The sequence below is a fragment of the Candidatus Poribacteria bacterium genome, from assembly GCA_026706025.1.
In the GTDB taxonomy this organism is placed as follows: domain Bacteria; phylum Poribacteria; class WGA-4E; order WGA-4E; family WGA-3G; genus WGA-3G.
Genome location: JAPOZO010000072.1, coordinates 53279 through 67360 on the forward strand (window position 1 = coordinate 53279; position 14082 = coordinate 67360).

At 48.7% G+C, this 14082-nt stretch carries 15 protein-coding genes; 13 read left to right on the forward strand and 2 right to left on the reverse strand.

What is annotated here, in order from left to right:
- Positions 1–3: 3 nt before the first annotated feature.
- The 8 genes from bioF (at position 4) to OXH00_18200 (ending at position 8287) form a co-directional block, all read left to right on the forward strand.
- Positions 4–1173: an 8-amino-7-oxononanoate synthase gene (gene bioF / locus OXH00_18165; GenBank protein MCY3742944.1), complete on the forward strand. Its 1170-nt coding sequence runs from the start codon at positions 4–6 to the stop codon at positions 1171–1173.
- A gap of 164 nt (positions 1174–1337) precedes the next feature.
- Positions 1338–1751, forward strand: coding sequence for a cupin domain-containing protein (locus OXH00_18170; protein ID MCY3742945.1), 414 nt, complete (start codon positions 1338–1340; stop codon positions 1749–1751).
- 21 nt (positions 1752–1772) lie between these two features.
- Complete coding sequence (locus OXH00_18175) at positions 1773–3011, forward strand: ArgE/DapE family deacylase (GenBank protein ID MCY3742946.1); 1239 nt, start codon at positions 1773–1775, stop codon at positions 3009–3011.
- 76 nt (positions 3012–3087) lie between these two features.
- Entirely contained in the window at positions 3088–5184 is a 2097-nt protein-coding gene (locus tag OXH00_18180; GenBank protein ID MCY3742947.1) for a WD40 repeat domain-containing protein, read from the forward strand.
- Positions 5185–5330: 146 nt separating this feature from the next.
- Positions 5331–6482 carry an AAA family ATPase gene (locus OXH00_18185; protein ID MCY3742948.1) on the forward strand — a complete coding sequence of 384 codons (1152 nt, stop codon included), beginning with the start codon at positions 5331–5333 and terminating at the stop codon, positions 6480–6482.
- Positions 6479–7090, forward strand: a complete 612-nt coding sequence (locus tag OXH00_18190; protein MCY3742949.1) for a hypothetical protein — start codon at positions 6479–6481, stop codon at positions 7088–7090. The genes OXH00_18185 and OXH00_18190 overlap by 4 nt, the downstream gene beginning before the upstream one ends.
- Entirely contained in the window at positions 7087–7392 is a 306-nt protein-coding gene (locus tag OXH00_18195; GenBank protein MCY3742950.1) for an RNHCP domain-containing protein, read from the forward strand. Before OXH00_18190 ends, OXH00_18195 begins: the two co-directional genes overlap by 4 nt.
- Positions 7385–8287 carry an OmpA family protein gene (locus OXH00_18200; protein MCY3742951.1) on the forward strand — a complete coding sequence of 301 codons (903 nt, stop codon included), beginning with the start codon at positions 7385–7387 and terminating at the stop codon, positions 8285–8287. The genes OXH00_18195 and OXH00_18200 overlap by 8 nt, the downstream gene beginning before the upstream one ends.
- Before the next feature lie 10 nt (positions 8288–8297).
- Here OXH00_18200 and OXH00_18205 read toward each other — a convergent pair whose 3' ends face one another.
- A complete protein-coding gene (locus tag OXH00_18205; GenBank protein MCY3742952.1) occupies positions 8298–9140 on the reverse strand; it encodes a YjbH domain-containing protein in 843 nt (280 codons plus the stop codon).
- 5 nt (positions 9141–9145) lie between these two features.
- Positions 9146–9835, reverse strand: a complete 690-nt coding sequence (gene rpiA, locus OXH00_18210; GenBank protein ID MCY3742953.1) for a ribose-5-phosphate isomerase RpiA — start codon at positions 9833–9835, stop codon at positions 9146–9148.
- 286 nt (positions 9836–10121) lie between these two features.
- Between rpiA and OXH00_18215 the strand changes: the two genes are divergently transcribed.
- The 5 genes from OXH00_18215 (at position 10122) to OXH00_18235 (ending at position 14026) form a co-directional block, all read left to right on the forward strand.
- Positions 10122–11108 carry a succinylglutamate desuccinylase/aspartoacylase family protein gene (locus OXH00_18215; GenBank protein ID MCY3742954.1) on the forward strand — a complete coding sequence of 329 codons (987 nt, stop codon included), beginning with the start codon at positions 10122–10124 and terminating at the stop codon, positions 11106–11108.
- A gap of 23 nt (positions 11109–11131) precedes the next feature.
- Complete coding sequence (locus OXH00_18220) at positions 11132–12439, forward strand: aminopeptidase P N-terminal domain-containing protein (GenBank protein ID MCY3742955.1); 1308 nt, start codon at positions 11132–11134, stop codon at positions 12437–12439.
- Positions 12440–12540: 101 nt separating this feature from the next.
- Entirely contained in the window at positions 12541–12822 is a 282-nt protein-coding gene (locus OXH00_18225) for a nucleotidyltransferase domain-containing protein (protein ID MCY3742956.1), read from the forward strand.
- 147 nt (positions 12823–12969) lie between these two features.
- Entirely contained in the window at positions 12970–13536 is a 567-nt protein-coding gene (locus tag OXH00_18230; GenBank protein MCY3742957.1) for a HEAT repeat domain-containing protein, read from the forward strand.
- Positions 13537–13558: 22 nt separating this feature from the next.
- Complete coding sequence (locus OXH00_18235; GenBank protein ID MCY3742958.1) at positions 13559–14026, forward strand: class I SAM-dependent methyltransferase; 468 nt, start codon at positions 13559–13561, stop codon at positions 14024–14026.
- The last annotated feature ends 56 nt before the right edge of the window (positions 14027–14082 follow it).

Below are 14082 nucleotides of genomic sequence, written 5' to 3' on the forward strand. Positions count from 1 at the left end.
GAGATGGATAGCCACGATTGGTTGGATACAGAATGCGCGGCACTGGAACAAGCAGGTTTACGCCGTCACCTCCGCACTGTCATGAGCGCGCCCACAGGCACAATCCATCTTGATGGACGCGAGGTCGTGCTGCTCGGTTCAAACAATTATCTGGGGTTAAGCACACACCCGCAGGTGATCGCTGCTGCTGTTGAGGCGACGCAAATTTTCGGCACAGGGGCAAGTGGATCGCGTCTCATCTCCGGGAACAGCAAACTCTACACAACGTTAGAAACCAACCTCGCCAAAACGAAGCACACCGAAGCCGCGCTTGTCTTCAGTTCAGGGTACGCTGCCAATACGAGCATTATTCCGGTGCTTGCGGATGAAGGCGACCTCATCTTGAGCGACGCACTTAACCACGCCAGTATCATTGACGGGTGTAGACTCAGCCGTGCCACTAAGAAGGTTTATCGGCACTGCGATATGGAGCATCTCAAGACGTTGTTATCGGAATCGACCGCGTTCCGGCGGCGACTCATCGTGACGGATGGTGTTTTCAGTATGGATGGCGATATTGCACCGCTACGGGATATTTACGAAGTCGCTACACACTACAATGCGATGTTACTGGTAGATGATGCTCATGGATTCGGCGTGTTAGGAAAAGACGGGAGCGGTACCGTTACGCATTTTGGATTGGAAGGGACAGATATTATCCAGATGGGGACACTCAGCAAGGCAGTCGGTGCCCTTGGCGGGTATATAGCGGGGAGTCGCTCGCTGATTGAATTGCTCATTAACAAGGCGCGCGGTTTCATCTTCACGACAGGATTACCACCTGCGATCTTGGCAGCGGCGAATGCTGCACTTGATGTCATGTGTTCTTCGCCTGAATTACGGCAACGTTTATCCTCGCATGCAAGATGTCTTAAAACTGCATTGACTAATTTGGGGTACACCCTATTGCCGAGTGAAACACAGATTCTTCCGGTAGTGTTAGGAAACCCTCAACAGGCAACAAGCGTTGCGGATGCATTACTCGCCGAGGGAGTGTTCGCGCCAGCGATCCGTCCACCCGCGGTGCCACCGAACACAAGCCGCTTAAGGCTTACCGTCATGGCAACACACACCGAAGCAGAGATACAACAGGCAATTGCTGGGTTTGCAACGGTTTTTCCCAAGACTCGTTAGCAGTTTGCAATCCTGATTCAGGCAATTAACACCCCACCGAAACGCTTTACCCTCATAAGACCTCGTCGCCGATAATTGAAAACCAAACCGCCCTTTATTTCTTGATTTTTTTCCCACCTCGTGGTATACTGCGTCAAATCTTAGCGAAAGGTAACGGATTAAAAATGAGCGAGAAAGCACATGTAATTGATTTTGGAAAACAGAACCCAATTGACCGAGGCACTGGCGTGAAAACCGTACCGTTAACGGGTAAATGGATCGATTCCACTTCGCTTACGAATGGTGTGACGATGTTTGAACCCGGCGCAGCGATCGCACGCCACTACCATAACTGTGATGAATCTGTCACGATTCTTGAAGGCGAAGCTTCCTGTGAGGTTGATGGCGAAGTCTTTACAATGAAAGCCTACGACACGACATTCGTTCCCGCTGGCATCCCACACCGGTTTTGGAACGAAAGCAATGCCCCCATGAAAATTTTGTGGACTTACGCCTCTGTCAGCGTGACCCGTACCTTCACGGAAACGGGTGAAACAGTGGGACACTTGTCCGCTGGGGATCAAGCAGTCGTTACTTGACAGCGACTGAGGAGATCTAAAATGTCCGTACAAGCCTACATCAAGGACAATCAAGCCGCACTTTGTGCGTTGCTGCAGGAACTCGTCAGGATTCCTACTGTCAATCCGCCGGGCGAGAATTATGCCGAGATTGTTGGGCTGCTTGCGGCGAAATGCAAGGCACTGGGCATGCGAACCCGGATTGCCGAAGTCCCAAAACGGCGTGCTGGACAGGTTATCCCCAATGCCGATAGCCATCCACGGTTAAATCTCATCGCGCGTTGGGACGTAGGGGCAGAGAAGACGGTACATTTCAACGCACACTACGATGTGGTTCCCGTCGCAGGGGAGTGGCGTTTCGGCGATCCGTTTAGCGGTGAGATTGATGGCGAGTGGCTTTATGGGCGCGGTGCCGACGATATGAAGGACGCCATCGCTGCACTCCTGTTTGCAATTGAGGCTGTCCAAGAAACCGACACGGAACCGAAGTTCAACGTTGAATGCTCGTTCACCTGCGACGAAGAAACCGGTGGGGAGTTGGGGGCAGGGTATATCGTCGAGAAAGGCTTGGTTAATGCGGACTATGCTGTTAACTGTGAGGGTGGTGCGGAGATGAACATCGGCAACGGGCATAACGGCGTACTCTGGTTAGAAATTGAAGTTAAGGGCAAAGCGGCGCACGGGGCACAGCCAGATAAGGGAATAAACGCCTTTGAGAAGGCTGCCGAACTCGTAACGGCACTCCAACGGGTTAAACGGAATTTGAAATCACCAGAGCGCGCATTTAAGCTTCCTGACGGTAGCGACCGCTATCCCACATTGAACATCGGTGGAACCTTTCTCGGAACCGACGGCGACAAAATCAACACTGTTCCAGCAAGCGTCACGTTCTCAATTGACCGACGAATTACCCCGAATGAAGAACTTGAATTTGCCGAACTCGAATTGCGGGAAGCGATTTCTGGCGCATGCCAATACTACCCCGATTTAGAGGCGGAAGCACGGGCAATCTTGCGCATCGAACCCTGTTTGACGGATACTGCTTCGCCGATAGCACAGGCGTTCGCCGACGCAGTGCGTATCGTCCGTTTCAATCAACCGAAATTTAAAGGCACTACCGGATTTACAGACTTGCACTATTTCGTCAATACAGGGTTGCCGGGAATCGGCTACGGACCGAGCGGGGAGGGTGGACATGCCATCAATGAGCGCGTACATATTCCCGATCTCGTGCGGACTTCCGCTATCTACGCAACCTTCATGACACGCGCAGAACTTTAAAATACACTAAAATACACTGTAGCGCGAGGTCTCCGTGCCTCAGCGCATTTAATAAAAAATAAAAGAGGTTAATATAATGCAAAACCGAAGACCTGCCCCGTTCAATGTTGTGCCAGGGGACACTATAGGAACAACATGGGCATTGCCGGAAGGCGCAATCGCCCGATTTGGAAAAGGGGAAGTAAATCACGGTAATGTTAAAGTATCTCCTGATAGCACATATTTTGCTGTCGGGACTGGCATGGGACTCTGGTGGTATGATGTACCCTCAATGTCCCCGGTCTCATTGTGGGAAACGAACAGAGGAATGGTTAATTCCATCGATTTTTCCGATGATGGCAAATGGATTATCATTACTTCAGATGGCATCATTAAAATACTGGATGTTCAAAGCAGAGAATGCGTCACGCAGATAGAAGGACACAATGCTGATGCAAGACTTGCCTGCTCCTCAAACGGTAAATGGATTGCTATTGCTGCTTCAAATGGCGTTGTTAAAGTATTGGATGTTCATAGCGGCGCGTGCATTGCAGAGATGGATCGAGGGGCGCACGAAGTCCAACTCAATGATATTTCCGAACTCAAATTTTCGCCGGATGGTGAATGCCTCGCTGCTCGGGCAGACAACCCTAAAGTTTCGCGCGACGGACGGGTTCTGAATCCGGACAGAGAAGGTCATCAAACTTACGTATGGCATCCAGAGACAGGTGAGGCAATTGTCAAGTTTGCGGGTAGAAATTTTGCCTTTTCTCCTGACAGTCGCCTGCTGGCAGGTGCGGCTGCTGATGAGACTTTGGATGATACCGATCGCGTTGATCGCTGTGTTTCAGTATGGGATGTAACAACCGGTGAACGCATCTCTCATTTCTCAGGACATAGCGATGGGGTGGATGTTGTAACTTTTTCGCCGTGTGGCGAATTTCTTTTGTCAAGCAGTAGAGATAATAGCCTGCGCGTGTGGGATATTGCCAACGGTGTGCAAACGGAGGTTTATAACGAGTTTGGAAGAGCCTGGAAGCAACCGTTCTATTCACCGGAAGGCACGCTATTCACTGCTGTGTTCGGCGGCAGCGGCGCAACCCAGACCATTGAAATATGGAACGTTGAACCTCGTGAAAAACTACAAGTGCTTGAATTTTCGGTAGGGAGCATTGGTGCGGAATGGTTTTTTAAATGTCCACAACTGGCTATCGCTTATGCCCTATCTAATAAACGATCAGATGGCAAGACGCAAACATTCCCGACACTTGATGAGCCTAATTTTCCCTGGCCCGACCCGAAAGTCGTATGGCTGGACAATCAAACCCTCGCGAGTAAGCGGCTTGGGAGGGGTATCGCTGGGGTCGGTATCGCATTATGGGACGTTGAAAGTAAACGGATACAAGAGACGTTAGTTGAAGATAAATTTATCCATTCTTTTACTGTCTTACCTTGTGGAGACGTTTTAGGAACCGACCTCAAGAGAGTCCCCAAGGTCTGGAATACCAGCAAACCCGACAAACCTATTGCTGAATTCACAGCATCTACGAAACCTCCAGATTGGGCGCGGCACGAAGTGTTTGCTCCCACGGGCAATCAGATCGCAACGGGGAGCAGAGAAGGCACACTCTATGTATGGAGTTTCCAGCACCCAGAGGAACCAACATTGCTTACCGGACATACCGGGCACATCCGGGCATTAGCATTTTCACCAGATGGGAGACAACTGGCAAGTGGGTCAGATGACGAGACTGCCCGTCTGTGGGATGTTAAATCAGGTGAAGAAATTGCCACACTGCCTCTGGACGCACCTCACACAATTATGGGAATCGCGTTCTCACCGTGTGGTAAGATAATTGCTGGCGGAATGGACAACGAAATCCGCTTCTGGTGTGCTGAGCAATTAACAACGTTACGCACAATCCGGCAACCTGAAAACAATCACCGAACGTATGCCCTTGCCTTTTCGCCTTGTGGAAAATATCTCGCCTCCGGCACTTGGTGGCAGAAAGGGATGGAGAAGATGGCAATCCGATTATGGGAAGTTGCCACCGGTGAGAATATTCATACCTTCTGGGGACATACATCAGACGTACAATCCTTGGCATTTTCACCCAATGGCACGCTACTGGCAAGTGGCGGTTTTGATGGCACAATCCTGCTGTGGGATGTCAAATCCTTTATAGACGTTTAAATAAAGTTTCATTAGGCGTTATTTTCTTGTTATCCTACCTGTCTAAGGATAGACAGACCGTCCGCTTTGGTTTGATTCCGTGCCTTGGGTATGTTATCATTTTCATATCGCATTTACAGAAAATCTATTTGGGGAAACTTACTGTTATGATTATCAATCGGCTTATCGCAAAGAACTGGCGGAATTTTCAAGGAATTAATGTTCCGCTTAGAGAGCGGCAGTTTATCGTCGGTCCGAATGCTTCTGGCAAATCCAATCTGCTGGACATCTTTCGCTTTCTCCGCGATATCGCCAAAGCCGAAGGTGGCGGACTTCAAAAAGCAATCAGTGACCGAGGTGGTGTCTCCAAAATTCGGTGCCTGTCCGCGACACAGGATGTAGAGGTTTCCATTGAAATTCATATCGCCGACACGCCAGATGCTCCTGCAACATGGCGATATGGTGTAGGATTTCGCCAGGAACCGCGTGGGCTTCGCCAGACCTATCTCACATACGAACGCGTCTGGAGAGAGGGGGAACTCCTCCTTAATAGACCCGATGCGGAGGACAACGAGGATCCAGATCGTCTTACGCAGACCGCGCTTGAACAGATCGCTGCGAATGCGAAGTTTCGAGAGATTGGAGGATTTCTTCGGAATGTCACCTATCTCCATCTGGTACCGCAACTCATTCGTTTCGCTGATTCGATACAAGGTAAAATTATTGAAGACGACCCTTTTGGTCAGGCTTTCCTTGAAAGAGTCGCGAGTGTGCATCCGAGCACCCGCCGCGCTCGTCTCAAAAGGATTGAACGTACCCTCAAAATCGCTGTCCCGCAGTTTGAAAAATTAGAATTTATTCGCGACAAAATAGGACGACCGCATTTACGAGCGCGTTATTCCCACTGGTACCCAACCGAGGAAGGGCATTGCGAAGACCAATTTTCGGACGGAGTGCTTCGGCTGATTGGACTCCTATGGTCTCTGCTTGAAACCGACTCAATAATATTATTAGAAGAACCAGAACTCTCCTTAAACATGGGCATTGTTTCTAAACTCGCGCCTTCTATTTCTCGCCTACAAAGAAACCGAGGATCTCAAGTATTGGTTAGTACACAAAGTGATACATTCCTTATAGAACCTGGTATTGATGGTAGGGAGGTGCTTTTACTAACACCTACAAAGGAAGGGACACTGGTCAGGGTTTCGTCCCATACAGATGATGTCCGCATTCTCCTTGAAAATGGGTTTACTGTAGGCGAAGTTGTACTCCCGCAAACCCACCCAAAGCATATTGGAGGGTTGGTTTTACCAGAATGAGCATAACCAACATAATCCTGGCAGTTGAGGATGAACTTAGTGAATCAATTTCAACGCAAATTCTTGGGCATTTTGACATTGAAATCTGGTACACAATTCGAGGTAAGGGAAATGTTTCTCTTCGACAAAAAGCACCCGAACTCAATAGATCCGCTAATGGGGCATCCATTTTTTTGTTGACAGATTTAGACTCGCCCAAGGAGTGTCCACCAGGACTTATCCGCTCATGGATCAGAGGTGCTCTTAATCCCAGTTTTCTCTTTCGTGTGGCAGTTATGGAGGTTGAATCTTGGGTGATGGCGGATCGGATGGGATTTGCGGACTTTCTATCTGTCCCCTCGCATCGAATCCCATCGCCGACAGACAACATCTTGAATCCCAAAGAGTTTCTTTTAGCACTTGCCCGGAGAAGTAAAAAGAAGGCTGTCCGTGAAGCATTGGTGCCGGCACAAGGCGCAACACTCAGCGTAGGCAATCAATATAACACACTTTTGAGTGAATTCGTCCAAGAGCACTGGAATTTAGAACGCGCCGCCTCGGTGTCGCCAAGTCTAAAACGAACATTAGACCGACTCGCACAAGGCAAGAATATGAGTACTGACCAGTGAACAAAAAATTTCAACGCCACATTGAAGATTTCACCTGCGCCCAGTGTGGCACCTCCGTCAAAGGAGACGGCTACACCAACCACTGTCCAGAATGTCTCTGGAGCCAGCATGTTGACGTGAATCCCGGCGACCGGTCCGCGTCCTGTCGTGGGTTGATGAAACCGGTAGCGTTTACTGTAAAGCACGGCAATTACATCCTGACACATCGCTGTACGACTTGCGGCATAAAGAAAAACAACAAGACCTCAAAAAATGATAACTTTGAAGCCATCCTTAGTCTACAAGGAGAATTAAATGTCTAAAAAAGGAATTCTCGCAGTTATAGCTATTGGTATTGCTGCTGTTGCTGCCATCGTTCTGGCGGTACTACTCCATTTAGTTTCGAGTAATTTTGAACAGACGCAAGCTGAATTGGCTACGACCAAAGCCACATTGCAAGAAACTGAAACCGCCAAAACCGATCTGGAAAAGAAGTTAGCTGAAACGCAAGCCACGCTGGAGAAAACGCGTTCAGAATTGAGTCAAACGCAAGAGATATTACAAAATGCAAGCGAAGCCGCTCGGAAAATCGCAGCGGAACGGAACGCGCTCCAGCAGGACAAAAGCGCGCTTGAAAGTGAAAAAGAGAGTCTCCGCACAAAACTCACTGAGATTGAATCTGAATTACAGAGGATTCGGGAGCAATCGCAACGTTCAATTACCGCTATCCAAGATCGGTTTAAAGATACAGTGGGTGCTGTGTTGGATGAGGCAGGACGGTTGACACTTGATGTTAAAGGAAAAATTCTGTTTGAAACAGGCAGTGCGATTCTGAGTGCCGAAGGAAAAGAACTTCTGGACGCGATTGCGGAAGAAGTGTTGCTAAACGTAGACTATTCAAATTACGCGATTCGGATTGAGGGACATACAGATAATACACCTATCGGCGGCTCAGCACTGCGGAATTGGAATCTTTCCACCGAACGCGCAATCGCAGCAGTGAAGTACTTGCAAGAACACGCCAACGTTAGTGCAGAACGTTTGGCTGCAACTGGATATGCCTTCTATCAACCCATAGATACCGCCGAAACGCCGGAGGCGAAAGCCAAAAATCGGAGGATCGAAATTATACTCGTGCCACCGCAAGATTTTTTGTCCGAACTCCTAACATCGCTCCAAAATGTAATGGCATCTATTGAGATGAAGGCATCGCAGTAGCGTTACCCATCTACTTCTTTTTTGCCCTCGCGCGTTTTGCTTCCACCGCAAGTTCTGTCGCGCGTGTGATGAGTCGTCTCGTTTCATCAATCTGCTCAAGTATCTGCGCATTCGTCCACGAAACAGAGGCGAGGTAACGCAACTCGTCTGGGTTGTTCAAGGTTTCAGCACCGAGTGCAACCTGAAGTCCGCTCGATGCTAAGTATCGCACACCTAAGTTCATACCCGCACCATCGAATTCCAAACTTGTCGTAATGTCGCCCCTCGCGAAAGCCGGTCGGAACGCCTTGCTCAGTCCAACAAACACGCCTATAGGTTGTTCTTCAGACGCAAACCGCTGCGTGCCAATTCCGATGTGCCCAGAAAATCGATGTATCCGCGGCAAGTTAAAAGTTTTACTGACAGCAAGAAAAGCGGAAGGCGTTTCACCAACTTCTGCTTCCGAATCCGATGCGAAAATCTTGTTGCCGAGCCTCTCTACACCGATTGCCACACTCGGAATTACCCCTGCCTCTGGCTCTTCTAAGAGTTGGAACTTCAAACTCGCGGTCCGATCAGAAGAGGATTCTGAACCGTGTTCTTCCCATAACTGTGTCAGTCCGATTTCAACTCGGTCAAACAACCCAAAGTTGAGACGAATCGCAACGGCATCACCAAGGCTTGTCGTAGAACGGTCCATCATCCGTTGCTGGAAACCGAGATACGTACCTGCCTCGAACACGCCGTGTTTCAGGACCCGACCCGTTGGAATATCCACCAACCCACTCCCCGTAAACACTTCACTCCTAACGGGGTTAGAGACCGTGAGGGAGGCAAATACAAGTAAGAAAAGCACGATCGTGTGTCGAAGCATTGATGCTACTCCATATACTCGATAGCAGAAGACGTGCCGATGATGATTTTGTCAGCACGATTCACAAAAATCCCGTTCTCTACCACACCCGGAATGTTGTTTAGCTGCATCTCTACCTCTTCGGGTGCGGGGATACCATCAAAGTGGCAGTCGAGGATATAGTTGCCGTTGTCGGTGATGAGTGGCGATGCGTCTCCGCCTTGTGAGGTGTTCTGTCGTAATGTTGATTCCCCACAAATCCGATTAACAGCGGTTTGGGTGGCTTCCCATCCGAACCGTACGATTTCCACAGGGAGTGGGAATGTCGTGCCGAGGACACGTGATAGCTTGCTTTCGTCAACGACAATTAATATCTCTTTAGAAGCGTTAGCGATGATCTTCTCTCTAACGAGCGCGGCACCACCACCTTTAATCAGATTAAGATGGGCATCTACCTCATCGGCACCGTCAATAGTTAGGTCAATGGTAGAGTGTGTCGCGAGCGTTGTCAGCGGTATCTTTTGTGCTGACGCGATTTTCTCAGTGCCCTCGGAGGTAGGGATGCCAATAATATCAAGTCCTTCACTCACCATCGCGCCGAGTTTCAAGAGCGCGTAATAGACGGTGGACCCTGTCCCCAACCCTACAATCATACCGGATCGGACGCTCTCTGTCGCTTTTTCTGCAGCAATTTTTTTCAGGTTTTCAGTGTTCATGATGCATATAAGTTTACCAGAAGATCGCCTTGAAATCAAGTTTTTAATAGTTATCGGTTATCAGTTTGCCTCGCAGTGCGAGTTAAGAGATTTCCGATCCTCCAATGTCTCTTTGTAACCGTCGTTATCTATAATGGATAACGACCATGACAAGCAGATTTTAGAGAATCAAAAACCAGACTGATAACTGACAACTGATAACTGACGACTATTCTTCTGATAACTGACAGCTATCCCTCTCATAAAACATTTGATTCTTTTTACCCGTTGTGCTAAAATACCCATCATGAGGAATAATATACGCCATAGCAGCTTGGTGGTTGGGCAACTGGTAGCCGAACCTGCAACTCGGACGGAAGGTCATCTCAAAGTTGGCACGATGCCTGACGGAACGGCTGTCCGACTGCCTGTTGTACTCATCAACGGGAGGTCCCTAGGCAAAACACTCTATATCCAAGCAATTAGCGACGGAGATGAACTCAACGGTATCGCTGTTGTTCACAACATTCTCCAAACGGTCGCGCCAGAGCAGTTGCACGGCAAGATTATCGCCGTGCCGCTTGTCAATTTTCACGCGTTCCATGCCAAACAGGCACTCAGCCCTGTGGACAGTCGCAAAATGAATCGCTGTTTCCCGGGCAGACGGGACGGCACGTCAAGTGAACGGATCGCTTATAACCTCTTTCAACACGCTGTTCAGCAAGCGGACTACTGCCTCGATCTGCACCAAGGCGGCGTACATCCAATGATAGATGAGGTTCGCGTCCGCGTTGGCGAAAAACATACACTTCACAATGCCTGCCTTGAACTTGCACGCGTTTTCGGTATCGGACACATTCTCGATCAGAAGGGTCCGAAGGGGCAACTTGCACAAGCAGCACCAGAGATTGGTATCCCAACGATTGATCCAGAATTGGGTGGGACTCATGGATGGGACGCAATAAGCATCAAAAAAGGCGTGCGCGGCGTGCGCAATGTATTACAATACTATGATTTTATTGCTGGAACGCCGGAGATTCCTGACCAGCAAATCGTTGTCAAAAAATTCGCGCCGCTCATCAGCAACGAAGGCGGTTTTGTCTATTATAGAGCGGAATTGTATGAACACCTTACAGCATCTCAGCCGGTTGCTGATATCTGCGATGTCTTTGGCAATGTCCGAGAATCCATATTTTCACCAGTTGACGGTATTTTCTGGGCAAAACCTATCTACCCGATGGTTGCGAGTGGCGGTATTGTCGGCAAAATCGGCACACCTATTGGGTATCTCTAAAATATTCATAAGGAGGACACGGCTTGCACAAACAGAATCGTAAAGCCTTTATTGAAAAAATGGGAAGTGGGGGTGTCGCTATCTTCGCCAGCGCACCGCCTGCAAGATGGAACCACGACACCGAATATCTTTATCGCCCAGATCCGAATTTTTATTACCTGACGGGGTTTGAAGAACCGGAGTCAATTTGTGTTATTGCCCCCGAGCATTCAAAATACCAATATATCTTGTTTGTTCGTCCGAAAGATAAACAGGCAGAAATTTGGAACGGTAAGCGCGTCGGCGTTAAAGATGCCCGTAAACACTACGGCGCAGATAAAGTCTATCCGATAGAAAAGTTCAGTGAAAAAATTGGAAAATATCTACAGGATGCCAAAAGGCTTTACTATACCCTCGGCTCCAATGAGGATGTTGATACCGAAATTCTGAGCCTTTTCACGCGGTCTGTCAGGTCACGCGTTCGTTCAGGAAAAGGGTTTGATACGCTTGTTGACCCAAGCCCTATTCTTAGCGAACTGCGACTCATCAAAAATGAGCCGGAACTGCAGCGCATCCAGAAGGCAACAGAGATTACAGTGGCGGGTCATGTCGCAGCAATGAAAGCAGTTCGACCGGGGATGTATGAATATGATTTAGAAGCCCTCGTTGAATCCACGTTCCGCATGAACGGTGCTGGCGGTCCCGCTTTTCCGACTATCGTGGCGAGTGGTGGCAACGCGACGACGCTCCACTACACAACAAATGACCGCCAAATTGAAGACGAAACACTCGTACTTATTGACGCAGGTGCGGAGTACGGTCGGTACGCTGGAGATGTGACCCGGACCTTCCCGGCAAACGGCACTTTCACCGAGGCACAGAGAGAAATCTATCAGCTTGTCCTTGAGGCACACTATGCAATTATTGACGGTATCCGTCCGGGTGTTTCCATTGACGAACCACACCAAAAGTCAATTGAGTTGTTAACAGAAAGTATGCTCAGTCTTGGGCTTCTAAAAGGGAAAGCGGAAAAATTGATAGAAAAAGATAAATACAGGCAGTTTTACATGTACCGGATTGGACACATGCTCGGCTTAGATGTACACGATGTCAACTGTGTCCGCGAAGCGAACGGCGATTTCAAGACCTTCCAGCCCGGGATGGTGATGACAATTGAACCCGGACTCTATGTCGCCGAAGGTACCAAAGGTGTTCCACCGAAGTACTTAGGCATCGGTATCCGCATAGAGGACGACATCCTCGTCACAGAATCCGGCAACGAAAACCTAACCAGCGGTGTCCCGAAAGAAATTGATGAAATCGAGGCACTCGTCCAAAGCACAAAGTGGTAACCGGATGCCGTCCGCCGTTCACCGCGCATAAGACAAAGTAGTAGTCACACGCCGTGGGTTCTCCGTCCATCCAATGAATTCTCAACGCAAGGAGTCTTAATATGATCGGAAACTTAAGACAAACAATGGTAGAGCTGAAAGACGTAATCCGCCAGAAATACAAAGCCGAGATTACGGGCATCTTCGGATCGCATGTTCGGAGTGATTTCCACGCAGACAGTGATCTGGATCTCTTGGTAGATTTTGATGACGGTGCCGATCTGATGGATCATGTCAATCTCCAACGATTTTTAGAGGATAGATTGGAGTGCAAGGTTGATGTAGTATCACGACCTTCATGCAAAGAAGAAAAGAACTTCATACCTCTGTTTTCGACAACGTGATTAGCCTATGAAACTGGAGTTTTCTCATGGTTGAGAAGATTAAAAAGATAAAGGCTTGCGGAGGTAGCTCTGTGTATTTTTACATTTGTTGATTAACTGGAAAAGACCGAAAAATTTGTGTTACACTATCTAAAATCGGAGGAACAGATGCCGAAACATGGAATTCCGAAACAAAAAAAAATGAGAGGCATGAACAAGCATCAGAAGAAAGTGCATCGTCGCGGTGAAGATCGCTTGCGTGGCAACGAAGTTGAATATTATCTTGAACTTGCCCACTCTTCCAACGCCGATGATCGCGTCGAGGCGATGGACAATCTCTGTCCGTGTCATGTCCGGAAGAGCATTGACAAAGTTTGGGTGGCACTCTACAAAGGCATGGTTGATCCAGACCTACGCGTCCGCAAAGCGGCATGGCACACGCTTGATGATGGCGGAAACCCGAACGATCCGAGACTCCAACCGCTCCTCGAAAAAATCGCTAAAGAGGAAACCGATCCCAAGTTACGCCAGCGTGCGCTTGACCTCATCGCTGCTACCCGAAAAGTTGAAGAGCAAAAAGAGATGCTGTTAGGACAGAAAGCGCATACTTTCTCTGGACGCTGTGATTGGTGCGGAGACTCAAATGTTCCAGTCAGTTATGATTACGAAACAGAGTTTGAAACGAACGGCACCAAACGTTTTGCCTTGGTCTGTGAGGCGTGTGAAGCCGCGTAGCGTGCCTATATCAAAGATTTTTATGGCAACCCACAATCAATTATTTGAAGGACATACCGATTTCATCGCGACCCGCGGCGTTAGAGAATATCGCGAGACGATTCCAGTCTGGGTAAACGCAAACGATGTTGTATTGGAAATCGGCTGCGAGTGGGGTACAACAACAACCTTGATCGCACCCCACTGTAAAAAAGTTATTGGCACGGACATCAGTTCCAAATGTATTGAACGCGCGCGGGAAAGGCATCCCGCACTCGATTTTGCGGTACTTGACGGCTTCGATGTTAGAGCAGCACTCGATCTCGGTGAACCGTTCAGCAAAATTTACATCGATATGTCTGGAATGTCCGGCTACAATTCGCTGCTCGACACGATTGCGCTGCTGACATCTTATGCGACAGTCCTTCGTCCGCAGGCAATCATTGTTAAAAGTAGTTCACTAAAACGTTTCGCGGGACATTGCCACGCGTGGCGTTCGCCGAAGAATTAGTCATAAGAAAAAATAAAGAAAAATTAGTTTGGATGCAACAAATAAATAAGATCCCG